The sequence below is a fragment of the Streptomyces niveus genome, from assembly GCF_001723055.1.
Classification (GTDB): Bacteria; Actinomycetota; Actinomycetes; order Streptomycetales; family Streptomycetaceae; genus Streptomyces; species Streptomyces niveus.
In genome coordinates, this window is sequence record NZ_MDCR01000076.1 from 113,005 (window position 1) to 137,526 (window position 24,522).

The window sequence follows — 24,522 nt, forward strand, 5'->3', positions numbered from 1 at the left end:
GAGACGCGACGCGAGGCGAACGCTGGGGGTCGTACCGCACCTGGGTACTCGGCCGGCCGTGGATTGGCCGGATGGCGCGGGACCACTGCCGTCGCTCGAGCGCTCGTGCCGCTGAGGGGGCCCCTCATCTGCAGGTCGTACGCAGCTGTGCGCACGGTCCGCGCGGAGGGCGGTCGGGGGCGGAGCCGATCGGGCCACCGACCGGGCATCCTCATGGGGCCTGTCCGGGACAGATCTCCCGGTCAAACACTGCGATGGCCCACCGAATACTCGGCAGGCGCATTACCACTGTACCCCGGAATCGCGCAGGTGTGTTGGACGAATTCGTCGGAACAGGCTCCGGGCAGTTGTCGGCCGGGCCCTTACGCGGTGCGCGGAGCGGACTCTGCGCCCTGCGCCGAGCGGGCTATTGTGCGCTCCATGGAGACGTCTGACAACGCCACTGCGCCCGAGTCCACACCGGGGTCCGCGCCCGCGGAGCACACCGGGATCGCCGCCCAGGACTGGGCGACCGCCTCCGCCGATCCGAGGTACCGGGCCGCGGTCGTGGATCTGCTGGGAGCACTCGCCTACGGCGAACTGGCGGCCTTCGAGCGCCTCGCCGAGGACGCCAAACTCGCACCGACGCTGGACGACAAGGCGGAACTCGCGAAGATGGCCTCAGCGGAATTCCACCATTTCGAGAGACTGCGCGACCGGCTCGGTGAAATCGACGCCGATCCGACGGGCGCGATGGATCCTTTCGCCGCCGCGCTGGACGACTTCCACCGGCAGACCGCGCCGTCGGACTGGCTGGAGGGCCTGGTCAAGGCCTATGTGGGCGACTCGATCGCCAGTGACTTCTACCGCGAGGTGGCCGCGCGGCTGGACTCCGACACCCGCGACCTGGTGCTCGCTGTGCTCGATGACACAGGGCACGGCAATTTCGCGGTCGAGAAGGTCCGGGCCGCGATCGAGGCCGAACCGCGGGTCGGCGGGCGGCTCGCGCTGTGGGCGCGGCGGCTGATGGGCGAGGCGCTGTCGCAGGCGCAGCGTGTGGTGGCCGACCGCGACGCGCTCTCGACGATGCTGGTGGGCGGGGTCGCCGACGGCTTCGACCTGGCCGAGGTGGGCCGGATGTTCTCGCGGATCACCGAGGCGCACACGAAGCGGATGGCGGCGCTGGGACTGGCCGCCTGAGACAGGCCGGCGTCACGAGGGCATCGGCCGGCTCAGGACATGGCCTGCGGGGCGGAGCAGCAGCGAGAGCAGAACCGCCCCCACGGCCACCGCGCCGATCAGCGTCGCGACGACATGACCGGGGCCGAGCGCCGCGTGCGTGAGGATCGCGCCGAAGACGGCGCCCAGGGGTCCCGCGGTGAGCACGAGACGGGGGGAGGGGAGCCGGTGGGGCAGCCGCTGGAGCGCGGCCCACGAGGCACCCAGTCCGAGCAGGACCGCACCGAGAGCTTCCAAGATCACCGCTGATCACCTCACCGAGCGAGCCGGGCCGATTGAGTCGTAGCCCGGTCTACCCGGAGTGCGCGCGGGGCAACCCTCCGCGATCCGAAGACCCAACAAAGGAGTGGCCCGGCGGGAATCCCGCCGGGCCACTCCTCTGTCGCTGTGGTGCCCTTAGAGAGCGCCGAAGCCCACCCGTCGGGTCGTCGGCTCGCCGATCTCCACGTACGCGATCCGTTCGGCCGGTACGAGCACCTTCCGCCCCTTCTCGTCCGTGAGGCTGAGCAGCTTCGCCTTGCCGGCGAGTGCGTCGGCCACGGCGCTCTCGACCTCCTCGGCGGACTGCCCGCTCTCCAGAACGATCTCGCGGGGCGTGTGCTGCACGCCGATCTTGACCTCCACCGCTATGTCCCTCCGAACGGTCAGTGCGTTGCGCGGTCAACCGCGCGGTACGCAGCACACATTAGCCCGGAGAGACGCCGCCGATGACGGTGGTGGGGCACGCCCGCAGCGAACACGGACCGCGTCAGGAGGCCGGAGGGTCGGCTCGGCCGCCCGTCAGGCGCCGGGGTGCTGCTCGCTGCCGTGCAGCGGGAATCCGGCGATGCCGCGCCAGGCGAGGGAGGTGAGAAGCTCCACGGCCTTGTCGCGCGGGATGACCGACTCGCTGGAGAGCCAGTAGCGCGCCACCACCTGGGAGACGCCGCCGAGTCCGACCGCCAGCATCATGGACTCCTCCTTGGAGAGGCCCGTGTCCGACGCGATCACGTCGGAGATCGCCTCCGCGCACTGGAGCGCCACCCGGTCCACGCGCTCACGCACGGCGGGCTCGTTCGTCAGGTCGGACTCGAAGACCAGCCGGAACGCGCCGCCCTCGTCCTCGACGTAGGCGAAGTACGCGTCCATCGTGGCCGCGACCCGGAGCTTGTTGTCGGACGTCGACGCCAGGGCCGTGCGCACGGCCTGGAGCAGCGCCTCGCAGTGCTGGTCCAGAAGGGCCAGGTAGAGGTCCAGCTTTCCCGGGAAGTGCTGGTAGAGGACGGGCTTGCTGACGCCGGCCCGCTCCGCGATGTCGTCCATCGCCGCGGCGTGGTACCCCTGTGCGACGAAGACTTCCTGAGCCGCGCCCAGAAGCTGATTGCGTCGAGCGCGGCGTGGCAGGCGCGTGCCTCGCGGGCGCGCCGCCTCGGTCTGCTCTATGGCTGTCACGCCGCCTCCCAGAATCGTTCCGTGCGCGCTGTGCGCCGCCTTGCCATCGTACTTTTGGGTAACCCGGCTGTGCGTGGTCAGGTCGCAGAATTTCACGGACCGGACAGTCGGGGGAGTCGGATATCCGTCCGGCCGCAAGATCGGCGGCGGAGAAAAGTATCCAATGCTGACAAAAGGCGAACCCGGTCCTGAGCGGGTACTCAGCGGTAGTCGTCCTCGTCGAGAGAGACGATACGCGCCTGTTCGGCGGCGTCCGCCTCGTCGGCCTCGGCCGTATCGATGGGAGCCGGCGGATCGTCGTCGGACGGTTGTACGTCCGTGTGCTGCTCGGCGGCGTCGGCCTCCGGGGTCTCCTCGTCGAGTTCTCCGAGTTCGCCGGAATCCGCCTCGGCCCTCCGTTCTTCCTTGTCGCTGTCGTTCGGGAATATGTCCGGGTCGCTCGGGTCCGCCGACATGGGGCGCCCTTTCTTCTCCGGTCGTCTTCCGTCCGCTTCCGCCGCCCATTCACGAAATGAGGCGAATATGAACGCGTACTTCCGAGGGTAGGAGGTCCGCACCCTCGACGCTATGCGTTCCTGTGACGGTGAACACGCCGAACGGCGCGTGATCGTCTCGTAACATTGCCCGCATGTCATCGACCGAGCTGCCGGAAACCCTCGCCGCCGCCGTCCCGCGCGTGAGTGCCGTCCGGGTCGCCGACGGCGAGCGGTTGCACACGGTCGCCCTGCCGGGCCTGACCATGACGGTCCGTTCGCGGCCCCCGGAGCGGCCCGGACTGCCCCGCGCGCTGTACGTGCACGGCCTCGGCGGGTCCTCGCAGAACTGGTCCGACCTGATGCCCCTGCTGGCCGACACCGTCGACGGCGAGGCGGTCGACCTGCCCGGCTTCGGCGACTCCCCGCCGCCGGACGACCGCAACTACTCGATCACCGGCCACGCGCGCGCCGTGATCCGGCTGCTCGACGCGCGCGGACGCGGCGCCGTGCATCTCTTCGGCAACTCCATGGGCGGCGCCGTCGCGACCCGGATCGCCGCCGCCCGGCCCGACCTGGTGCGCAGCCTGACCCTCGTCTCGCCCGCGCTGCCCGAGCTCCGGGTGCAGCGCAACGCCGTGCCGACGGCCCTGCTGGCGCTGCCCGGTGTCGCCGCCCTGTTCGGGCGGATGACCCGCGAGTGGACGGCCGAGCAGCGTACGCGCGGCATGATGGCCCTCTGTTACGGCGACCCCGGCCGGGTCTCCGAGGAGGCGCTGCGGCACGCGGTGGAGGAGATGGAGCGGCGGCAGAGTCTGCCGTACTTCTGGGAGGCGATGACCCGCTCCACCCGGGGCATCGTCGACGCGTACACCCTCGGCGGCCAGCAAGGGCTGTGGCGCCAGGCCGAGCGGGTCCTCGCGCCGACACTGCTGGTGTACGGAGGGCGGGATCAGCTCGTTTCGTACCGAATGGCACGCAAGGCGTCCTACGCTTTCCGTGATTCCCGACTCCTGACGCTTCCGGACGCCGGGCATGTTGCCATGATGGAGTACCCGGAGGTGGTCGCGAAGGCCGCGCGGGCGCTCATCCAGGAGTCCGAGAGGGCGGCGGATGAGACGAACGGGCGTGCCGGCCGTAATGACGGTGGAGGCGGCGACGCCCTGGGCGACGAGGGCGACAACGGCGGTAACGACAGTGGCGGGAGCTGATCCGGGGCGTGGGACGACACAGCCGTAAAGGCCCCGCACCCCAGGGATCCGACAGCAGGAAGAGGCCGGCCGCCGCGAGCCGCCCGCCGGCCGGTGAGCGGGAGGCGCCGCCCGGCCCGCCCCCCGGTGAACGTGAACGCGCCGACCCGGCGTACGGGACCCCCGCGCACGGCGTGCCCCAGGTACGCGGCGGACACCCCGAGCACCATGAGCCGGGCGGTGGCTGGGGCGAGCAGGGGCGGTACGGGGACCCGCGGGGTCCGGGCGGGCGGTCCCGTCCGGCGCCGGCCCCTCAGGGCCGGGTACCGGGACCGCGCCGTGAGTTCATCGACGCCTTCGACGCGCCGGCCCCTCCGTACGGATCGGGCACCGGCACAGGTTCCGGCACCGGCTTCGGTACGGACGCCGACGGCGGGCAGTGGCGGCCCGATCCGTACGCCCCCGTCACCGACTGGGACGACAAGAACAGCCATCCCCGCGCGGCCCTGGCCGCCGACTCCGGGCGTGGCTCCGACCAGGACGGCCCCGAGGCCGCCCCGGGCGCCGACGGCGCCGACGGGCGGCCCGCCAAGGGCGGTCTGGGACGCGCCTTCACCGGGATAGCGGCGGCGGCCGTGACGACGGTGCTCGCCGTCGTGGTGGCCGGTCAGGTCACCGACGGCCGTGACTCCCGGGCCGACGCGCTGCCCTCCGGCGGGCTCGCCCGCGACGGCGAGGACGCCGCCTCGCGCTCGGACGACAGGCGGAGCGCGCCGAAGGAGTCCGTGGCGCCGGCCCCCGCGCCGCCGCCCACCTACGCCCAGTTGATGGCCAAGCAGTTCCCGCTGGCCGCCGATCTCGCGGGGCCGGGGGAGTTCGAGGCGGTCCCCGGGCTCGCCAAGGCGCCCGGCAAGGGCGAGAAGATCACGTATCGGATCGACATCGAGAAGGGCCTCGGGCTCGACCGGAAACTGTTCGCCGACGCGGTGCAGAAAACCCTGAACGACGACCGGAGCTGGGCCCACAACGGCGCCATGACCTTCGAGCGGATCTCCGGCGGCTCGCCCCGGTTCGTGATCACGCTGGCGAGCCCGGGGACGACGGCCGAGTGGTGCGCCAAGTCCGGTCTGGACACCACCATCGACAACGTGTCCTGCGACTCCGCCGCGACCGATCGCGTCATGATCAACGCGTACCGCTGGGCGCAGGGGGCCAAGACATACGGCCCCAAGGCGATGTTCACCTACCGGCAGATGCTCATCAACCACGAGATCGGCCACCGGCTCGGATACGACCACGTGAGCTGCAAGACGCCCGGCTCGCTCGCGCCCGTGATGCAGCAGCAGACGAAGACGCTCGATCTCGACGGCGTGAAGTGCAAGCCCAACCCGTGGGCGTACCCCGGCAGTTGAGGCACCGGCCGGAGCCTGACGCAGTGTGACCGAACGGGTCCATAGCGCGACGGAACGCTACCGCGGTGCGAAAGTTACGTGCATTCACCCCTTCTGGTGGTGCGACGGACAACCGTCCGCCGTTCCACCGTCATGTCCGCTTACGGTCGTCCCGCTGTGAGTCGCCGATCCAACGGCGGCTTCCCACAAGGGAGATCAGGGGTGTGCTCGTGCGTATCGGACTACTCACGGACGGTGGCTACCCGTACGCGACGGGTGAGTCCAGGCTGTGGTGCGACCGGCTCGTACGCGGGCTCGCGCAGCACGAGTTCGACGTCTACGCGCTCAGCCGCAGCGCCCAGCAGGAGGGCAACGGCTGGATCCAGCTGCCGCCCTCCGTACTGAGGGTGCGCACCGCGCCCCTCTGGTCGGCGCAGGGCGACGGGAGGGCGTACGGGCGGCGCGAACGGCGGCGTTTCGTGGGGCACTTCGAGGAGCTGATCACCGCCGTCCGCACCCCGGACGAGGGCGCCGCCGAGGGCGGGGGCGGCGACCGCGCGCGCCACACGGCCGCCTTCGCCGAAGGGCTGTACGGGCTCGCCGAACTGGCACGCGACCACGGCGGCCTGGCCACGGCCCTGCGTTCGGAGACCGCCGTACGGATCCTGGAATCCGCCTGCCACGCACCCGGCGCACGCCGGGGCGTGCGCGGTGCCACCGTCCCCGACTACCTGGTCTTCGCCGACCAGTTGGAGCGCGCGCTGCGCCCGCTCTCCCTCGACTGGTACGACGACGAAGGCCTCGGCGCCGTCGACCTGTGCCACGCGACGACGGGCGGATCCGCCGCCCTGGCCGGACTTCTGGCCAAACGCTTCTTCGGTACGCCGCTGCTGGTCACCGAGTACGGCGTCCAGCTCCGCGCCCACTACCTGGCCGCCGGATCCGGCGGTGACGCGCCCCTGCGCGCGCCGGTGCGCGCCCTGCTCGCGGCCTTCCAGGGCCGGCTCGCCGCCGAGGTCTACCGACAGGCCGCCGTCATCACCCCGGGCAACACCCACGCGCGGCGCTGGCAGGAGCGCTGCGGCGCCGACCGCGCCAAACTGCGCACCGTCTACCCCGGGATGGAGACCGAGCGCTTCGCCGCGCTGGGCGAGCGCGAGGCGGGCGGCGACAGCGGCGACCCGCGCACCCTCGTCTGGGTCGGACGGATCGAGCCCGCCAAGGACCTCATCTCCCTGCTGCACGCCTTCGCCGACATCCGTAAGGAGGAGCCCGAGGCGCGGCTGCGGATCATCGGCGCCGCCGCGCAGGGCGCGGAGGCGACGGCGTATCTCGCCCACTGCCGGGCGCTGGCCGCCCAGTTGTTCCCCGACGAGGCGGCCGACGCGCACGCCGTGGGCGACAACTGCGTCTCCTTCGAGGAGGTCGGCGGGCCCGGGGCGCCCGAACTGGTGGACGCGTACGCGGCGGGCGGCGTGATCGTCCTGTCCAGCATCGTCGAGGGCTTCCCGGTCAGCCTGGTCGAGGCGATGTTCTGCGGGCGCGCGACGGTCTCCACCGACGTCGGCGCGGTCGTCGAAGTCATCGGCGGCACGGGGCTCGTGGTGCCCCCGCGCAATCCGCGGGCGCTCGCCGACGCGTGCGTCGCGCTGTTGCGCGACCCCCGGCGGCGCGAACGGCTGGGCGCCGCCGCGCGGGCCCGCGCGCTCGAACTCTTCACCGTCGAGCAGAACGTGGCGGCCTTCCACGGCATCTATCTGGAGCTGATCTCGCACGCCCCGGTCCGGCGCCCGGCCGAGACCGTGGACGCGCACGGCGAGCCGCTGCCGTTCGCCAACCCGGCGGAGGCGTACGTACCCGGCCACTGGACGGCCGGGCGGGCCGGCACCGTAACGGCACCGACACCGGGACCCGTGCCGGGGCCCGTGCCGATGGTGCCGCCCGTCTCGATGCCCCGGCCGCCGACCGTCCCCGTTCCTGTCCCCGTCGCCATGTCCTCGACCGCGAGGCCGCGGGCGTCGCGTCCTGCGGAGGCGGTCGGTGCGGTCGCCGGACCGACCCGGGGGGAGAGCGATGTCTGACACCGGCACCACCTCCCCGGGGACAACGAGACCCGCGCGCCGGGCCGGCGGCCCCGCGGACCCCGTCAAGACCCTGATGCACAGCCACCGCGAACTGTGCGAACGCGCCGTCGACCCGCTGGAGATCGCGGCCGGTCTGGAGGCGCACGGCGTCACCGACCGCGCCGCCGCGCGCTTCCGCCACCGGGACGTCTTCTCCCTCGCCGAGGAGCTGTACGCGCGCGTGCCCCGCGCCACCGACAGCGGCCCGGACACCACCGTCGCGGCCGCCCCCCATCCGTCGCGGGCCGGTGATCCGCGCGCCGGGTGGGCGCTGCGCACGCTGCTCCCGGGCGCCGTGTGCGCCGCCGCCCTCCTCGCCCTGCGGTACGCCGGCGGAACCGGCGCGGGGATACGTCTCGCGATAGGCGCGGCGGGGGCCGTCGCCCTCGCCGTCGCGCTCACCATCGCCCTGCGGCGCGGCCCGCTGCGCGTGGAGGGCCACACGGCGCGCGTCTCGCGCCTGTGGGTGTGCTGGCTGCTGGCGTACACGCTGTACGGCGACGGGCTGCCGCGCGTACTGCACGCCGGGACCGGCGACGGACGCCCGGCGACCACGCCCCTGACCGACGCGGCGACGCCACTGGTGGCCCTGGCGTTCGCCGTGGCACCCGCCGCCTGGTGCGCCCATCTGCTGTCCGTACAGGCGCGGCGCAGGCTCACCGACAGCCGTGGACTGGCCGAGTTCGCCTCCCGGACACGGCCGGTGCTGCTCGCCCTGTTCGCGCTGTACGCCGGCGCGCTGACCGCCCTGGCCCTCCTCGCCGAACTCGTCCTCGGCGGCAGACCGGGCAGCGGTCACCTGGCCGCGACCGTGGCCCTCGGCTCCCTGCTCCTCCTCGCCCGGCTCCTCACCGTCCACGGCTTCCCGAAGGCGGCGGCGACCGGCCTCGTCACCGCCTGCGCCGTCGAGGCGGTGGCCCTCGCACTCGCCGCGGCCGGCCGTGTCCCCGGCCTCGAAAGCGCCGCCGTTCCCGTCCGGGCCCTGGCCGACGCGGGCGGAGCCGGCGCCGTACCGGCCCTCGCCTGCGGCGCCGCCGCGCTCGGCCTGCTGATCCACGCCGCCGTCACCCTGTCCCGGGCCTCGGCCCACACCTGACCGGCGGACCGCCGACCACCGGCGCACGCCCCCGTCCGGGCCGCCCGTCCGGACCCAGAGACCTCCCGCGGAGCCGACGCCGCGGGCGTAACCCCGAACCGCAGAGCAACACCCTCTAAGGAGACGACAGAACATGACCCCTCAACCCCCAGCACCGGCGCGTCGGAAGCAAGGGGCAGCGCGATGAGGGTCCTGCTGCTCGGTGCCAACGGTTTCCTCGGGCGCTTCGTCGCCGACCGGCTGCTCGCCGACCCGGCCGTGCATCTGACCGCGCTCGGGCGCGGCGACGACGCCGACGTACGGTTCGACCTCGCCGGCGGCAGCCCCGGAGCGCTCACCCGCTTCCTGGACGCCGTCCACCCGGGCGTCGTCATCAACTGCGCCGGCGCCACCCGGGGCGGCGCCCGCGACCTGACCCGGCACAACACCGTCGCCGTCGCGACCGTCTGCGAGGCGCTGCGCCGCAGCGGCTGCGGTGCCCGCCTCGTCCAGCTCGGCTGCTCCTCCGAGTACGGGCCCTCGCAGCCCGGCTCGTCCACCGCCGAGGACGCGGTGCCCCGGCCCGGCGGGCCGTACGGCGTGAGCAAGCTGGCCGCCAGTGAGCTGGTGCTCGGCGCCGGCCTCGACGCCGTCGTCCTGCGCGTCTTCTCGCCCGTCGGACCCGGCACACCCGCGGGCTCCCCGCTCGGCCGCCTCGCCGAGGCGATGCGCCGCGCCATGCAGTCCGGCGACGGCGAGCTGAAGCTCAGCGGGCTCGGCGTCCAGCGCGACTTCGTCGACGTACGCGACGTGGCCCGCGCCGTCCACGCCGCCTCGCTCTCCGCAGCCCAGGGCGTCGTCAACATCGGTACGGGGCGAGCCGTCCGGCTCAGGGACGCCGCCGCCGTCCTCGCGCGGGTCGCCGGATACGGCGGCGCCCTGCACGAACTCGACGCGCTCACCGGCGCGCAGCGCCCCGCACCCGGGCACGCCACCCTCGGCCCGCAGCGCGGCGAGCACCCCTCCGAGCACCTGGGCAGCGGCCCGTTCCCGTACCCCGACGGCTGCGGCGGCTGGCAGCAGGCGGACGTCCGCACCGCGCGCGACCGGCTCGGCTGGCGGCCCCGGATCAATCTGGAGGAATCCCTCGCCGACATCTGGATGGAGGCCGCGTGTCGCATCTGACGAGAACCGGCGGCAGCCGGTCGGCCACCGGCGCCACCGGGCCGGGCTTCGGCATCCCCGGTTACGCGCATCCGCTGATCGCCCCGGTCGAGTGGGCCGAACTGACGCGCCCGGGAACGCCGTTGCACTGGGCCGTGCTCAACGTCGCCGACGGGCCGGGCAGTATGCCGGACCCGCACTGTCTGGAGGCCGCGGGCCGGCTGAGGAACGCGGGCGTACGGGTGCTCGGGCATCTCGATCTCGCGTACGGCGCCCGGAGCTTCGGCGAGATCGTCTCCGAGGCGCACGACTTCCACGACTGGTACCGCGTCGACGGCTTCTTCCTGGACCGGTGTCCGGCGCAGGCGTCGTACCTTCCCGACGTCCGGCTGACGGCGGCGACGCTGGAGACGATCGCCCACGGCGGGCATCTGGTCCTCGGCCACGGGACGCATCCGTACCCCGGATACGCCGAGATCGCCGACCAGTTGGTCACCTTCCGCGGGCCGTGGACCGACTACCGCTGGTCACAGGTGGCCGAGTGGACGGCGGACCATCCGCCCGAGCGCTTCGTTCATCTCGTCCACGGGGTGCCCCGCAGCCATCTGAACGAGGCGATGCGGATCGCGCGCTGGCAGGGAGCGGGCACGATCTTCTTCACCGACCGGAGCGACCACGGGGAACGGATCGGACGAAGCAGCCCTTTCGCGGCGCTGCCCGGCTACTGGGACGAAATTGTCTCGCAGATCGGACCGGGTGTCTCGGAATGAGAAGGCCCGTGGCAGTGTTACCGGAGGAACAAACGTACTGACCAACCGACGAATCCCCTGTTGAGGTCCCTGTGTCGCTACCACCCCTGGTAGAGCCCGCTGCCGAGCTCACCGTCGACGAGGTCCGCAGGTACTCCCGTCACCTGATCATCCCGGACGTCGGGATGGACGGGCAGAAGCGGCTGAAGAACGCGAAGGTGCTCGTCGTCGGCGCGGGCGGGCTCGGCTCGCCCGCGCTGATGTATCTGGCCGCGGCCGGTGTCGGCACGCTCGGCATCGTGGAGTTCGACGAGGTCGACGAGTCGAATCTCCAGCGCCAGATCATCCACAGCCAGGCGGACATCGGCCGTTCCAAGGCCGCTTCCGCGCGTGACTCCGTCCTCGGTATCAACCCGCTGGTGAAGGTCGTCCTTCACGAGGAGCGGCTCGAGTCCGAGAACGTGATGGAGATCTTCGCCCAGTACGACCTGATCGTGGACGGCACGGACAACTTCGCCACCCGCTATCTGGTCAACGACGCGTGTGTGCTGCTCGGCAAGCCGTACGTATGGGGCTCGATCTACCGCTTCGACGGTCAGGCGAGCGTCTTCTGGTCCGAGCACGGTCCCTGCTACCGCTGCCTCTACCCGGAGCCGCCACCGCCCGGCATGGTGCCCAGCTGCGCCGAGGGCGGCGTGCTCGGTGTGCTGTGCGCGTCGATCGGGTCCATCCAGGTCAACGAGGCGATCAAGCTCCTCGCGGGCATCGGCGAACCGCTGCTCGGCCGGCTGATGATCTACGACGCGCTGGAGATGCAGTACCGCCAGGTCAAGGTCCGCAAGGACCCCGACTGCGCGGTCTGCGGCGAGAACCCGACCGTCACCGAGCTCATCGACTACGAGGCCTTCTGCGGCGTCGTGTCCGAGGAGGCGCAGGTGGCGGCGGCCGGTTCGACGATCACTCCGAAGCAGCTCAAGGAGTGGCTCGACGACGGCGAGAACATCGAGCTGATCGATGTGCGGGAGCCGAACGAGTTCGAGATCGTCTCCATCCCGGGCGCCAAGCTGATCCCGAAGAACGAGTTCCTGATGGGGAACGCGCTCCAGGATCTGCCGCAGGACAAGAAGATCGTCTTGAACTGCAAGACGGGTGTCCGCAGTGCGGAAGTGCTCGCGGTGCTGAAGTCGGCCGGCTTCGCCGACGCCGTGCACGTCGGCGGCGGAGTGGTGGGCTGGGTCAACCAGATCGAGCCGGAGAAGCCGATCTACTGAACGAGCCGCATACGTACGTAGGAGGCCGATCCACGCACCTCGTGGGCCGGCCTCCTGCTTATGTCACTCGGTACCCGTGTGACCCGGTACGCGTGTCACTCTTCGCGTCACTTGCAGACCGTCCCGGCCTTCGGCACCTTGCCGTCGAGCAGATAGCCGTTCACGGCGTTCTGCACGCACGCGCTGCCCGCGTTGTACGCGCCGTGCCCCTGGCCCTCGTACGTCAGCTCGACGCCCACGCCGTCACCGAGCGCCTTCGCCATCGCCCGCGCACCCTCGTACGGCGTCGCCGGGTCGCCGGTGTTGCCGATGACCAGGATCGGGGCCGCGCCCGGCGCGCTGACGTCGGGCTTCTCCCACTCGCCCGGCACCGGCCACTCGGAACAGCCCAGCAGACCCCAGCCGAGGAAGTCGCCGAAGACCGGCGAGACCTTGCGGAACTCGGGGAGCTTCGCCTTCGTCTGCGCGAGCGTGTAACGCTGCTTGGAGTCCACGCAGTTGACCGCTGCGTTGGCCGCCTGGATGTTGCTGTACTGGCCCTTCTCGTTGCGGCCGTTCATGGCGTCCGACAGGACGAGCAGCAACGCGCCGCTGCCGCCGTCGGCCTCGTCCAGACCCTGTTCGAGCAGCGGCCAGTACTCCTTCGAATAGAGCGTCTGGGCGATGCCGTTGGTGGCCTGGGTCTCGGTGAGCTTCCGGTCGCCCAGCCCGGCGATCGGCTTCTTGTCGAGCTGGTCGAGCAGCTCCACGACGAAGTTCTCGATCTCCTTCGGGGTGCTGCCGGGCAGCTTGCACGCGTCGCCGCGGCTGACGCAGTCCTTCGCGAAGTTGGTGAGGGCGAGCTGGAAGCCCTTGGCCTGGCCGAGCGAGCCCTGCTCGGAGCTCTGGTCCGGGTCCACGACGGCGTCGAAGACGGCGCGGCCCACGGACTTCGGATACAGATGCGCGTAGACGCCGCCCAGCTCCGTGCCGTACGAGATCCCGAAGTAGTTGAGCTTGTCGTCCCCGAGGACCTGGCGCATCAGCTCCATGTCGCGTGCCGCGTTGACGGTGCCCACGTGCGGGAGCGCCTTGCCGGACTTCTGCTCGCAGCCGCCCGCGTACCACTTGAGGCCGTTCACGTAGGACTTCTCCTCGGCGGCGTCGTCCGGGGTCATGTCCGTGGCGTAGTACGCGTCGAGCTGCTTGTCGTCCTTGCACTCGACGGGGTCGCTGCGGCCGACGCCGCGCGGGTCGAAGCTGACCAGGTCGTAGCGGGTGCGCAGCTTGTCGTAGTCGTTGCCGAAGGAGGGCAGCCCGGTCACGCCGGAGCCGCCGGGCCCGCCGAAGTTGAACACCAGCGAGCCGATGCGCTTGCCCGGGTCGCTGGTCTTCGCCCGGATCAGGGCCAGCTCGATGGTGGCGCCCTTGGGCTTGGCGTAGTCGAGCGGGGCCGCCATGGAGGCGCACTCCCACTTGGTGCCGCCGGGCAGCGGCGACGGGGCCGTACCGCCGCCCTCGGCCGCCGACGGGGCCGGGCACGCCTTCCAGTCCAGCTTCTGGGACGTCAGGTTCTGGGGCGCGGCGGTCGTGTCGGTCGTGTTCTGACCGTCCTCCTGACCGTCCTGGTCGTTCCGGCTGGTCTGCCCGCCCTGGCCGCCGCTGTCCGCGCCGGAGCCGGAGCATCCGGCGGCGGCCAGCAGCGTGGCGACGGTGACGGCGGTGACGGCGGTCAGTGCGGGGCGGCGACGCCGGGTGGGTGCGGCGGACGTGGAGAAGGGGGGCATCGGCATCTCCCCATGGTGCGTCGTGCCGGGGAGGGGCGCGCGGTCCGGGGTCCAGCCGGGTGGTGGCGCCGGCCCGGGAGCCCCCGTCGCCGGGCTCCCTACAGGGCTCCCTTTCGGGTGAGGTGGTTGAAGCAGATCCACCCGGGCAGCACCGGCAGCCACAGGGTCATCATCCGGTACAGCAGCACCGCCGGGGCCGCGACCTCCTTGGGCACCCCCGTCGCGATCAGACCGAGCGTCAGCGCGCCTTCCACGGCGCCCACACCGCCCGGCGTCGGCGCCGCCGACCCCAGCGCGTTGCCCGCGAGGAACACGACGGCGATGCTCGCGTAGCTCAGCTGTTGATGCCCGTCGTCGAAGGCCCGGATCGAGGCGTCCAGGCACATCACGAACAGACCGGTCAGCAGCAGCATCCCGCCGATGCCGGTGACCAGCTTCATGGGCCGCTGGAGCACGTCGAGCATGCGCGGCACCACACCCGCGAACAGCGAACGCAGCCGCGTCACCACGAACTTCCTGAGGAACGGGATCGCGGTGACGACCAGCAGCAGCACGGCGACGGTCAGCAGCCCCGCGATCACCGTCCTGGACGGGGTGAGGGAGGTCGTCTTCTCCGTACCGGTGAGATAGCCGAAGGCCAGCAGCAGCAGGATGTGCGCGCCGAGGCCGAACAGCTGCGAGGCGCCGACACTCGCCACGGCGAGCCCCGGGCGTACCCCCGCGCGCTGCAGGAAGCGGGTGTTGAGCGCCACCCCGCCGACCGCGGCGGGCGCGACGAGCTTGACGAAGGACCCGGCGACCTGCGCGACGACCGTACGCAGGAAGCCCACCCGCTCCGGCACGAAGCCGAGCAGGCTCATCGCGGCGGCGACGTAACTGAGCGCCGAGAACAGGACGGCGGCGGCCACCCAGCCCCAGTGCGTGTTGGCGAAGACGTTGCCGAAGTCGATCCCGGCGAGCTGGGTGAGCAGGAAGTACGCGGCGATCGCACCGGCGATGAAGCTGACGAGCGTCCGGGGTCTGATGCGCTCCAGACGGACCGGCTCCACCGGCGCCTGCGGTCTGATCAGCAGCACCTGCCCACGGATCTGGGAGAGCAGATCCTCCTCGCGCACCTCGTCGAGCGCGTCGTCCAGGGCCTTCTTCTCGGCCTGCTTCTCCGCGCGCAGCGACCTGCGGGCCGCCTTGCGCTCGGCGTCGGTGGTCGCGGCGGCCACTTCCGCCGTACGGGCGTGCTTGGCCGCCTCGGTGGCCTGGAGCACCGCGTCGCGCTCGCGCTGGGCCCGCTCACGGGCGAGCCGGCGCAGCGTCGTACGCGTGGAGCGGCTGAGCGCGATCGGCTGGAGCAGCGGCAGACAGTCGGCGACCGCGTCGGGGCCGAGGACGTCCACCGCCGCGGCCACCGCGCGTTCGGCGCCGATCCGCAGCCCGACCGTGGTGAGGAGCTGCGCGGTGTCCATCCGCAGCACGACGTCGCCCGCCGCGATCTCACCGCCGCGCAGATCCGTGACGATCACGTTCCCGTCCCGGTCGACCAGCAGCGCGTCGCCGGTGAGCCTGCGGTGGGCGATACGGCGCGACTGGAGCGCCTTGACCTGCCGCCAGGCGCCGCGCACCAGGTCGTCGGTGATCTCGTCGTCGGACAGCGAGTCCAGGGAGCGTCCGCCCATGTGCTCGTACACCAGGATGACGGCGTCGGGTCCGAGCTCGGAGGTGGCGATCAGCTTGGGGGCGTTGGCGCCGGCGGCGATGGCGGCGTACGCGAGGAGCGCTTCCTGCTCCAGCGCCTGGCGCAGGGAGGGGATCGAGCGGCGGGTGCTGATCGAGCGCAGGGTGAGCCGGCGCCAGACCCGGTAGAAGAAGCCCTGCGCCTGCTGTTCCCGGTCGACGACGGTGACGTCCAGCGGTGGCCCTTCGTCGAGCGTCACCAGATAGCGGCGGCCCCGTTCGCCCTGCTCGGCCGAATCGCCGGTGTCCTCCGGCTCGGCGCGCATCGCGCTGACGGGGCGGAAACCCACATGGCGAAGACCCGCCATCAGGGTCTGGCCGGTGGGCCGTACGTTCGGCGAGCCGACCGTGTAGAGCGTGCCGTACGCGACGGTCCAGCCGATCAGCACGGTGAGGATGATCGAGAACGGGGTGGTGTAGCCGGCGACCAGCATCGCGAACGCGTCGAGCAGCAGGACCACCCACAGCACGACGCGCCAGCGGGGTCTGCGGGCCATCCCCACGGCCGTCATATAGGCGATGACGGGCGCGAGATAGCCGTGTACGGGGTCGGTGAGCCCTTCGCCGGGCTGCGCGCGCGTGAGCGCGTCCTGGATGGATCCGGGCGCCGCGCGGGCGACCCACAGATCGGTCGCGAGCGTCACGCCGTGGGCGAGGACGGCGGCGAGCACGCCGTCGGCGATGCGCAGGCCGTCGCGTTTGATCAGGCGCTCGATCGCGAAGGCGACCGGGACGAGCAGCACGGCGATGCTGGAGATCAGACCGGCGACCTTGACGAGCAGGTCGGGGGCCTGGCCGGTGCCCTTGCTGATGTCCTGTTCGAGGCCGGAGGTGGTGCCGTGGGCGAAGGCGGAGAGGCCGATGACGACGGCGATGGCGAGGATGCCGATGAGCAGACGCAGCAGGTCGGAGGGGCGGTGCACGCGGGCGGCGAGCAGCGGTTCGTCCCCGGACAGCGGGTCGGCATGGCTTCCGGGAGGGGTGTCGCGGCGGACGGTCTCGTCGGCGTCGGCGTCCGTGCTCTTCTTCGGGCCGGTGCCCGGTTCGCCGCCCGTTTCGGCGCCGGTGTCCTTGCCGGTGCCCGCCTCCGTACCGCCGTCGCCACCGCCGTCCGTGTGGCCCTCCGCACCGGCGCCGGGCGCTGAATCCGGGCGCGGCTCGGCATCAGGGGTGCCCGCCACCGTCGGAGGCTGCACGCCCTGCTCCTTCGTCGAATCCGTGTCTTCTTGATCTCGTATCACCAGTCACCGCCCGCATGATGGTGGCACGCCAGGGTGACAGAGGGGGGTATCAGGGTGCATTGAGGAACACCGCGTCGGCTGTGCCAAGGCCCGGGGGCGGCCCGTCCGGCCGGGCCCGGTGGGCGGGCGGACTGTCGGTGGTGTGCGGCAGGATGGGGCGGATGAGGAGCGACGAGCCCGACGAGGTGTCCGGAGACCTGCCCGAGTACGCGGAGCGGGTGCTGGATGTGGCCGACCTGATCCCGCCCGGCCGGGTCATGGCGTACGGCGACATCGCCGAGTGGCTGGGCGAGGGCGGCCCACGTCAGGTCGGCCGTGCGATGGCGCTGTACGGCGGGGCGGTGCCCTGGTGGCGTGTGGTCCGCTCGGACGGGGTCCTGCTGTCCGGTCATGAGCTGGAGGCCCTGGCCCATTACCGCGAGGAGGCCACGCCCCTGCGGGAGGCCTCGCGCGGCAGCGAAGGCCATCTGCCGCGCCTCGATATGAAACGGGCGCGATGGGACGGCCGGCCGTCGGAAACGGGCACGGATTCCGGCACTGACACGGGCGATGCTGCTCACATCTGACAGTTTCTGACATTCCGCTGCGCCGCGGGCGGTCCTGCGAGTCTGCTGAGGACCGTACGGATGACCGCACCCCGCGAGGGCCGTGCCCCCGGTAACCACCTGAACCGTCAGATCATCGGGCGGACTCGCCGCTTCCGCGTCGTAGCTCGGCGTACCCTCGTCAGCTCGCGCCCCACAGACCTCAGAAAGCTCCGTCACCACCAGCACCCTCTCCAGGACCGGCGATCCACGTGAGCTCCTCCTCCTTCACCGGGCGTACCCCGCACCGTCCAGTACGGCAGCGGACCTCCGGTGCGTACCGACTGCTGCGCACGGCGCCGGTCGCGGCGGATCCCCCTGTCGTGGACGCAGCACAGCGCCCGGTGGTTGACCATGAACGCGGACCGTTGCTCGTCCTCGCGGGTCCCGGCACCGGGAAGACGACCACGCTGGTCGAGAGCGTCGCCGCGCGGGTCGCGCGCGGCGACGACCCGGAACGGATGCTCGTCCTCACCTTCAGCCGCAAGGCGGCCGTCGAACTGCGCGACCGTACGGCGGTCAGGCTGGGCGGCGCGCAGGGGCCGCAGGCGACGACGTTCCACTCGTTCTGCTACGCGCTGATCCGTGCGCACCAGGAGGCCGACCTCTTCACCGAGCCGCTGCGGCTGCTCTCGGGACCGGAGCAGGACGTCGCCGTACGGGAACTGCTCGCCGGGCAGCTCGACCTGGAGCGCGAGGGGCGGTCGCGCGTCCGCTGGCCCGACGAGCTGCGGGCCTGCCTCACCACGCGCGGTTTCGCCGACGAGGTACGGGCGGTGCTCGCCCGCAGCCGTGAACTGGGGCTCGGCCCGGACTCTCTGGGTGCCTTCGCGCGGCGGACGGGCCGCCCCGACTGGACGGCCGCCGCCTCCTTCCTGGCCGAGTACCTCGACGTACTCGACATGCAGGGTGTCCTCGACTACGCCGAACTGGTCCACCGGGCCGTGCTCCTCGCCGAGCGGCCCGAGGTCGCGGCGCACCTCGCCGACCGGTACGACGCGGTGTTCGTCGACGAGTACCAGGACACCGACCCGGCGCAGGTCAGACTGCTCAGGGCGGTCGCCGGGCACGGCCGCACGCTGGTCGCCTTCGGCGACCCGGACCAGTCCATCTACGCCTTCCGGGGCGCCGACGTGAACGGCATCCTCGACTTCCCGGACGCCTTCCCGCACGCCGACGGCCGGCCGGCCCGGGTGGAGGTCCTGACGACCTCCCGGCGCTCCGGCGCGGGGCTGCTCGCCGCGACCCGGCTGCTGACCCGCCGGATGCCGCTGGGGCGGCTGCCCGCCGAGAAGGTGCGGGCGCACCGCGACCTGGCGTCGGTCCGCGAGGGCGGCCGGGTCGAGACGTACACCTACCCGACCGCGTCGACCGAACTGGAGAACGTCGCCGACATCCTGCGGCGCGCGCATCTTGAAGAAGGCGTGCCGTGGAGCGAGATGGCGGTGCTCGTACGCGCCGGAGGCCGGACCATCCCCGCTGTACGACGGGCCCTGACCTCGGCGGGCGTGCCCCTGGAGATCGACGGCGACGATGTGCCGCTGCGTCACGAACCGGCCGTGTCGCCGCTGCTGACGGCGCTGCGCGCGGTCGCGACGGCGGCGGTGCGCGCGGCGCGGGAGGAGCCGGAGACCGGGACGGTGCGGGCCGGGGCGGACAGCGGTGCGGGTGCCGGTCCCGGCGTCGATGCCGGCCCGGATGCCGAGGTCGAGGGCGACCGGCTCGACGTCGAGACCGCTCTCGCGCTGCTCACCTCGCCCCTCGGCGGCATGGACGCCGCCGACCTCCGCCGGCTCGGCCGGGCGCTGCGCGACGAGGAGCGGGCCGCAGGCAACCGCGTACCGCCGCCCTCCGACGTACTCCTGGCCCGCGCGCTGGCCGAACCGCAGCGGCTCGTCACGCACGACCCCGCCCACGCGCGCGGCGCGCAGCGGCTCGGCGCGCTGCTCGCCAAGGCGCGCGACCTGCTGGCGGGCGGCGGCACCGCCGAGGAGGCGCTGTGGGAGCTGTGGAACGGCACCCCCTGGCCGGGCCGGCTGGAGAGATCGGCCCTGCGCGGCGGCGCCGCTGGCCGTAACGCCGACCGGGACCTGGACGCCGTGTGCGCCCTGTTCGACGCGGCGGCACGGGCCGAGGAACGCACCGGCGGGCGCGGCGCCCTCAACTTCCTTGAGGAGATCGACGCGCAGGACATCGCCGCCGACACGCTCGGCGGCAGGACCGTACGCCCCGACGCCGTCCGTCTGATGACCGCGCACCGCTCCAAGGGCCTCCAGTGGAGGCTCGTCGTCGTCGCCGGGGTCCAGGAGGGGCTCTGGCCCGATCTCCGGCGCCGCGGCTCTCTTCTGGAGGCGGACAGGATCGGCCGCGACGGACTGGCCGAGCCCCTGACTCCCGGCGCCCTCCTTACCGAGGAGCGACGCCTCTTCTACGTGGCGGCGACCCGCGCCCGCGAACGACTCGTCGTCACGGCGGTCAAGGCCCCCGCCGACGACGGTGACCAGCCGTCCCGCTTCCTCGCCGAACTGGGCGTCGACCCCAAGGACATCACCGGCCGGCCGCGCCGGCCGCTCGCGGTGGCCGCGCTCGTGGCCGAGCTGCGCGCCACGACCGTCGACCCGCGGGCGACACCGGTCCTGCGCGACGCGGCGGCCCGGCGCCTCGCCCGGCTCGCCGCCCTCAGCGACGAGGAGGGCCAGCCGCTCGTCCCCGCCGCCCACCCGGACCGCTGGTGGGGCCTGTACGAACCGACGCACAGCGCCGTACCCCTGCGCGACAGGGACCAGCCCGTCGCCCTCTCCGGCAGCGCGCTGGACCAGCTCGCCAACACCTGCGCCCTCCAGTGGTTCCTCGGACGCGAGGTCAAGGCGGACGAACTGTCCACCGCCGCACAGGGCTTCGGCAACGTCGTCCACGTACTCGCCGACGAGGTGGCCTCCGGCCGTACCCCCGCCGACCTCGCCGTCCTCATGGAGCGCCTCGACTCCGTCTGGGACGCGCTCGCCTTCGACGCGCCCTGGAAGTCCCAGCAGGAGAAGCGGCACGCGCGCGTGGCGCTGGAGCGCTTCCTGCGCTGGCATGTGATGGACCGCGCCGGGCGCACACCGGCGGCGACCGAGCACGCCTTCGACGTCACGCTGGAGGCGGGCGCGTACGAGGTACGGATCCGGGGCTCCATGGACCGCGTGGAGCAGGACGCCCAGGGGCGTGCCTACGTGGTCGACTTCAAGACCGGCAAAGCGGCTCCTACCAAGGAGGAGGTCGCGCACCACCCGCAGCTCGCCGTGTATCAGCTCGCGGTGGGGGAGGGCGCTGTGGACGAGGTCTTCGACGGGCGGCGGCCGGAGCCGGGCGGCGCCGAACTCGTACAACTGAGGCAGGCCGCGGCCAAGAAGGAGGGCGGCGAGGACCTGCCCAAGGTCCAGGCACAGGAGCCGCTCGCGGGGGAGTGGGTCGGCGATCTCCTCGCCACGGCGGCCGGGCGCGTACTGGACGAGCGCTTCACCCCCAGCGCCGGCCAGCACTGCGCGCACTGCTCCTTCCGCGCCTCGTGCAGCGCGCGGCCGGAGGGGCAGCAGATCGTGGAGTGAGTGCCGTGAGTTCTGTCAGTGCCTCTCCCGGATGAATCCCCTCGTGCACATGCACCCTTCGCGGCGCCTCGCGCGGCCGGAAAGGGAACGGCACCCGGGCACGGAGTGCGAGACGTGCCAGAGGTGCGAGGAGAGACGACAGATGACCGCGATCAAGCGGAAGTTCCTGATGCCGGCGCTGGTGAGCGCCCTCACGGTCGCCGGGACGGCGAGTTGTGCCACCGGCGGCGCCGACCATGTGGCGGCCGGTACGGCGGAGAAGGAGGCGCCGGCCGCCGCGAAGCAGGCGACCGCGCCGGCGGATCCGTTCGCGGGCCTGACCGCCGCGCGGATCGCCGGTGAGGCCGTGACGGCGACCAAGGGCGCTCCGTCGCTGCGCCTGACGGCGGAGGGCACGGAGGACGGGCGACGCGTCAAGGTCGACTTCTCGTTGGACAGGAGCGGCACGTGCACGGGGGGGCTGCGCCGGGACGACAGCGAGGCGGAGTTCGCCGTGGTGAAGGGCGTCACGTACGTCAAGGGTGACGACGAGTTCTGGCGGTCGATCAGCTCCGGCGCGAACGACGTCAACGCCGTGAACGACGAGAACGACGAGAACGGCCCGATCGAGCAGAGCGGCCGGACCGACCAGAACGCCGACACCGCCGTGGCGGACGAACTGGTCCAGCTGCTCAAGGGCAAGTGGCTCAAGATCCCCGCGGGCGCCGGCGCCTCCGCGCGGGCGCTGGGCGGCGCGTGCGACCTGGACGCGATGCTGGACGGCGTGCACGTCGCCGACGCCAAGGGCGCCACCAGGGGCGCCGCCGCCGAGGTCGAGGGCCGCAAGGCGGCGACGCTGGTGAAGCGGGAGACCGACGGGACGCGCACGACCTACGTGGCGGCCGAGGGCGAGCCTTATCTGCTGAAGGCGGTCAGCGAGGGCGGCCAGGCCCCGGGCACCGTCCTCCTCACGGACTTCGGCGTGCCGGTCAAGGTCGCGGTACCGCCCGGCGCCGAGACCGTCGACCTGCGCGACGTACGGCAGTCGGCGAGCCGGACGTCCGGCCTGTGAGGCGATGGGGACCGCCGGCGGTCCGGAGTTCGTGACGTCCTGATCTGTCCGATCTGCCCGGCGTCCACCTGTCAGTGGTCCCCGATAGCCTCTCTGAAGTGTCCGCACGTATCACCGACCCCGCGCAGCTCAACGAACTCCTCGGCATCCCGTTCACCCCGGAGCAGATGGCGTGCATCACCGCACCCCCCGCCCCGCAGGTGATCGTCGCCGGGGCGGGCTCGGGCAAGACGACGGTGATGGCGGCGCGCGTGGTGTGGCTGGTGGGCACCGGCCAGGTCGCCCCCGAGCAGGTCCTCGGGCTCACCTTCACCAACAAGGCGGCGGCCGAGCTGGCCGAGCGGGTCCGCAAGGCGCTCGTACGGGCCGGGGTGACCGACCCCGATCTGCTCGACCAGGACAACCCGCCCGGCGAGCCCCGCATCTCCACGTACCACGCGTTCGCCGGACAGCTCCTGACCGACCACGGCCTGCGGATAGGGCTGGAGCCGACCGCCCGGCTGCTCGCCGACGCCACGCGCTACCAGCTCGCCGCCCGGGTGCTGAAGGAGGCCCCCGGCCCGTACCCGTCCCTGACCCGGTCGTTCCCCGCCCTGGTCGGCGATCTGCTGGCTCTCGACGCCGAGTTGGCCGAGCATCTCGTGCCGACCGGCGAACTCGCCGCGTACGACTCCGAACTGCTGCGCTCCCTCGAAGGCGTCCGGCTCACCAACGCCGACCTGCGCAAGGTGCCCGAGACCGCCACCGCCCGCCGTGAACTCCTCGATCTGGTGGAGCGCTACCGCGCGGCCAAGACCTCCCGCGATCTGCTGGACTTCGGCGACCAGATCGCCCTCTCCGCGCGGCTGGCCCTCACCAGGCCCGAGGTCGGCCGCATCCTGCGTGACGAGTTCCGCGTCGTCCTGCTCGACGAGTACCAGGACACGTCGGTGGCCCAACGCCTGCTCCTGTCGGGCCTCTTCGGCGCCGGCACCGGCCACGCCGTGACGGCCGTCGGCGACCCCTGCCAGGCGATCTACGGCTGGCGCGGCGCCTCCGTCGCCAACCTCGACGACTTCCCCTCCCACTTCCGGTACGCGGACGGCACCCCGGCCGCCCGCTTCTCGCTCAGCGAGAACCGCCGCAGCGGTGGCCGCCTGCTCGACCTCGCCAACGGGCTCGCGGCGCCGCTGCGCGCCATGCACGCGGGCGTGGAGGCCCTGCGTCCGGCGCCCGGAGCCGAACGCGACGGCATCGTGCGGTGCGCCCTCCTCCGTACCCATGCCGACGAGTTGGACTGGCTCGCCGACTCCGTCGCGCATCTGGTGCGCACCGGCAAGGAGCCCGGTGAGATCGCGGTGCTCTGCCGTACCGCCGGGGACTTCCCCGCCATCCAGAGCGCGCTCGTCGCCCGAGACGTGCCCGTCGAGGTCGTCGGCCTCTCCGGGCTGCTCCATCTCCCGGAGGTCGCCGACCTCGTGGCGATGTGCGAGGTCCTTCAGGACCCGGGCGCCAACGCCTCCTTGGTACGGCTGCTCACCGGCCCGCGCTGGCGGATCGGCCCCCGCGACCTCGCGCTCCTCGGCCGCCGCGCCCGCCTGCTCGTCCACCGTCCGGGCGGCGCCGACACCGACGACATCGACGAACGACTGGCGGCGGCGGTCGAGGGCACCGACCCCGCCGAGGTGATATCGCTCGCCGACGCCCTCGACACGTTCCTGGAGTCGGCCGGCGGCAAGGACGACGGTCTGCCGTTCTCCGCCGCCGCGCGCGTCCGGTTCGCCCGGCTCGCGGCCGAACTGCGCGATCTGCGCCGCTCGCTGGCCGACCCGCTGATGGACGTCCTGCACCGGGTCCTCGCCACCACCGGCCTGGAGGTCGAGCTGTCGGCGTCGCCGCACGCCCTGGCCGCGCGCCGGCGCGAGACCCTGAACAACTTCCTCGACATCGCGGCCTCCTTCGGCGCGCTCGACGGGGAAGCCACGCTGCTGGCCTTCCTCGCCTTCCTGAGGACGGCCGCGCAGTACGAGAAGGGACTCGACAACGCGCTGCCCGGCGGCGAGAACACGGTGAAGGTCCTCACCGCGCACAAGTCCAAGGGACTGGAGTGGGACGTCGTGGCCGTCCCCGGCCTGGTCACCGGACAGTTCCCCAACAGCAAGGCGCGCGAGGCGTGGACGTCCCAGTCGAAGGTCCTGCCGCACGCCCTGCGCGGGGACGCCCCGACGCTCCCGGAGGTGCTGGAGTGGGACGCCAAGGGCCTCAAGGCGTTCAAGGACGAGATGCGCGCGCACCAGCACACGGAGGAACTGCGCCTCGGCTACGTGACGTTCACGCGCCCGCGCACGCTGCTGCTGGGCTCCGGCCACTGGTGGGGCCCCACCCAGAAGCGCGCCCGCGGGCCCTCAGACTTCCTGAACGCCCTGCACGACCACTGCGCGGCCGTCCTCAGGAAGGCGAGGAAGGCCAGCAGCGTGGCTTCCCCGTCGAGCGCGCCG

General features: G+C 72.5%; 18 protein-coding genes. 12 read left to right on the top strand and 6 right to left on the bottom strand.

All coding sequences use genetic code 11. The annotated features are described in order from the left end of the window. Nucleotides 1-420 precede the first annotated feature (420 nt). Nucleotides 421-1,179 (top strand): ferritin-like fold-containing protein, encoded by a 759-nt coding sequence (locus tag BHU15_RS11380; protein ID WP_023538838.1) that lies wholly within the window; start codon nt 421-423, stop codon nt 1,177-1,179. A 12-nt stretch (nt 1,180-1,191) separates the two neighbouring features. On the opposite strand, the gene BHU15_RS11385 is transcribed toward BHU15_RS11380, so the two are convergent. The 4 genes from BHU15_RS11385 to BHU15_RS11400 form a co-directional block, all read right to left on the bottom strand. Next, nucleotides 1,192-1,461, bottom strand: a complete 270-nt coding sequence (locus tag BHU15_RS11385; protein WP_069627071.1) for a hypothetical protein — start codon at nt 1,459-1,461, stop codon at nt 1,192-1,194. A 153-nt stretch (nt 1,462-1,614) separates the two neighbouring features. Further along, nucleotides 1,615-1,842, bottom strand: coding sequence for a DUF3107 domain-containing protein (locus tag BHU15_RS11390; protein ID WP_023538836.1), 228 nt, complete (start codon nt 1,840-1,842; stop codon nt 1,615-1,617). A 156-nt stretch (nt 1,843-1,998) separates the two neighbouring features. Continuing rightward, nucleotides 1,999-2,649 carry a TetR/AcrR family transcriptional regulator gene (locus BHU15_RS11395; protein WP_031229667.1) on the bottom strand — a complete coding sequence of 217 codons (651 nt, stop codon included), beginning with the start codon at nt 2,647-2,649 and terminating at the stop codon, nt 1,999-2,001. A 200-nt stretch (nt 2,650-2,849) separates the two neighbouring features. Beyond that, the gene (locus BHU15_RS11400; protein WP_069627072.1) at nt 2,850-3,104 is read right to left on the bottom strand and encodes an Rv3202a family protein; all 255 of its coding nucleotides are present in this window, start codon (nt 3,102-3,104) and stop codon (nt 2,850-2,852) included. A gap of 173 nt (nt 3,105-3,277) precedes the next feature. On the opposite strand from BHU15_RS11400, the gene BHU15_RS11405 reads away from it, so the two are divergent. The 7 genes from BHU15_RS11405 to moeZ all read left to right on the top strand — a co-directional run bounded on the left by BHU15_RS11405 (nt 3,278) and on the right by moeZ (nt 12,085). Further along, nucleotides 3,278-4,333: an alpha/beta fold hydrolase gene (locus BHU15_RS11405; protein WP_069627073.1), complete on the top strand. Its 1,056-nt coding sequence runs from the start codon at nt 3,278-3,280 to the stop codon at nt 4,331-4,333. Between the two features lie 8 nt (nt 4,334-4,341). After that, nucleotides 4,342-5,724, top strand: coding sequence for a DUF3152 domain-containing protein (locus tag BHU15_RS11410; RefSeq protein WP_069627074.1), 1,383 nt, complete (start codon nt 4,342-4,344; stop codon nt 5,722-5,724). A 209-nt stretch (nt 5,725-5,933) separates the two neighbouring features. Continuing rightward, nucleotides 5,934-7,784, top strand: a complete 1,851-nt coding sequence (locus BHU15_RS11415; RefSeq protein ID WP_069627089.1) for a DUF3492 domain-containing protein — start codon at nt 5,934-5,936, stop codon at nt 7,782-7,784. Continuing rightward, nucleotides 7,777-8,922, top strand: coding sequence for a hypothetical protein (locus tag BHU15_RS11420; protein WP_069627075.1), 1,146 nt, complete (start codon nt 7,777-7,779; stop codon nt 8,920-8,922). Before BHU15_RS11415 ends, BHU15_RS11420 begins: the two co-directional genes overlap by 8 nt. A 183-nt stretch (nt 8,923-9,105) precedes the next feature. Further along, nucleotides 9,106-10,086 (top strand): SDR family oxidoreductase, encoded by a 981-nt coding sequence (locus BHU15_RS11425; RefSeq protein WP_069627076.1) that lies wholly within the window; start codon nt 9,106-9,108, stop codon nt 10,084-10,086. Beyond that, nucleotides 10,074-10,835, top strand: coding sequence for a spherulation-specific family 4 protein (locus BHU15_RS11430; RefSeq protein ID WP_069627077.1), 762 nt, complete (start codon nt 10,074-10,076; stop codon nt 10,833-10,835). The genes BHU15_RS11425 and BHU15_RS11430 overlap by 13 nt, the downstream gene beginning before the upstream one ends. A 71-nt stretch (nt 10,836-10,906) precedes the next feature. Further along, a complete protein-coding gene (gene moeZ, locus BHU15_RS11435) occupies nt 10,907-12,085 on the top strand; it encodes an adenylyltransferase/sulfurtransferase MoeZ (RefSeq protein ID WP_023538827.1) in 1,179 nt (392 codons plus the stop codon). A gap of 107 nt (nt 12,086-12,192) precedes the next feature. On the opposite strand, the gene BHU15_RS11440 is transcribed toward moeZ, so the two are convergent. Together BHU15_RS11440 and BHU15_RS11445 are read right to left on the bottom strand one after the other, a co-directional pair. After that, nucleotides 12,193-13,857: an alpha/beta hydrolase gene (locus tag BHU15_RS11440; RefSeq protein ID WP_069627078.1), complete on the bottom strand. Its 1,665-nt coding sequence runs from the start codon at nt 13,855-13,857 to the stop codon at nt 12,193-12,195. Between the two features lie 92 nt (nt 13,858-13,949). Then, nucleotides 13,950-16,775 (bottom strand): lysylphosphatidylglycerol synthase domain-containing protein, encoded by a 2,826-nt coding sequence (locus BHU15_RS11445; RefSeq protein ID WP_069627079.1) that lies wholly within the window; start codon nt 16,773-16,775, stop codon nt 13,950-13,952. Between the two features lie 206 nt (nt 16,776-16,981). Here BHU15_RS11445 and BHU15_RS11450 point away from each other — a divergent pair, with 206 nt between their 5' ends. From BHU15_RS11450 to BHU15_RS11465, 4 genes are all read left to right on the top strand, one after another. Continuing rightward, nucleotides 16,982-17,386, top strand: a complete 405-nt coding sequence (locus tag BHU15_RS11450) for an MGMT family protein (protein ID WP_376202867.1) — start codon at nt 16,982-16,984, stop codon at nt 17,384-17,386. Nucleotides 17,387-17,616: 230 nt separating this feature from the next. Then, nucleotides 17,617-20,994 (top strand): ATP-dependent helicase, encoded by a 3,378-nt coding sequence (locus tag BHU15_RS11455; protein WP_069627080.1) that lies wholly within the window; start codon nt 17,617-17,619, stop codon nt 20,992-20,994. A gap of 142 nt (nt 20,995-21,136) precedes the next feature. Further along, the gene (locus tag BHU15_RS11460) at nt 21,137-22,045 is read left to right on the top strand and encodes a hypothetical protein (RefSeq protein WP_079128076.1); all 909 of its coding nucleotides are present in this window, start codon (nt 21,137-21,139) and stop codon (nt 22,043-22,045) included. Between the two features lie 98 nt (nt 22,046-22,143). Then, on the top strand, nt 22,144-24,522 hold a 2,379-nt coding region (locus BHU15_RS11465), incomplete at its 3' end, for an ATP-dependent helicase (protein WP_069627081.1).

Coding starts and splice junctions, on each gene's coding strand:
- BHU15_RS11420 (WP_069627075.1), top strand. CDS start 7,777: ATGTCTGACACCGGCACCACCTCCCCGGGGACAACGAGACCCGCGCGC.
- BHU15_RS11460 (WP_079128076.1), top strand. CDS start 21,137: ATGACCGCGATCAAGCGGAAGTTCCTGATGCCGGCGCTGGTGAGCGCC.
- BHU15_RS11405 (WP_069627073.1), top strand. CDS start 3,278: ATGTCATCGACCGAGCTGCCGGAAACCCTCGCCGCCGCCGTCCCGCGC.
- BHU15_RS11425 (WP_069627076.1), top strand. CDS start 9,106: ATGAGGGTCCTGCTGCTCGGTGCCAACGGTTTCCTCGGGCGCTTCGTC.
- BHU15_RS11380 (WP_023538838.1), top strand. CDS start 421: ATGGAGACGTCTGACAACGCCACTGCGCCCGAGTCCACACCGGGGTCC.
- BHU15_RS11440 (WP_069627078.1), bottom strand. CDS start 13,857: ATGCCGATGCCCCCCTTCTCCACGTCCGCCGCACCCACCCGGCGTCGC.
- BHU15_RS11450 (WP_376202867.1), top strand. CDS start 16,982: ATGAGGAGCGACGAGCCCGACGAGGTGTCCGGAGACCTGCCCGAGTAC.
- BHU15_RS11400 (WP_069627072.1), bottom strand. CDS start 3,104: ATGTCGGCGGACCCGAGCGACCCGGACATATTCCCGAACGACAGCGAC.